The organism is Pantoea sp. GbtcB22, from assembly GCF_019091025.1.
Lineage (GTDB): Bacteria > Pseudomonadota > Gammaproteobacteria > Enterobacterales > Enterobacteriaceae > Pantoea > Pantoea leporis.
In genome coordinates, this window is the sequence record NZ_JAGXKB010000980.1 from 1 (window position 1) to 231 (window position 231).

Below are 231 nucleotides of genomic sequence, written 5' to 3' on the forward strand. Positions count from 1 at the left end.
TGTCTGGCATTTACCTATGCATGATGAAGCCAAAATTGGCCATCAATATTAATAAATGGGCTGATGGTTCTAGTATCGCACAGAGATACCCCAAACGGAACTTACCGAATCTGCTTCTTATCTCTCTAAAAAACAATGCGTTAATCGTGGCGCTTTGTACATTTACTCCACTTCTTGCCATTTAAAACTCACAGTATTCTTGATTAATACGTATGCTACCGCCCTTGGCTT

General features: G+C 39.8%; 1 pseudogene. It reads right to left on the reverse strand.

The features are described from left to right. Positions 1-13 precede the first annotated feature (13 nt). Positions 14-181, reverse strand: a pseudogene (locus KVT28_RS28060) (ABC transporter permease); the annotation flags it as partial. Positions 182-231 lie beyond the last annotated feature (50 nt).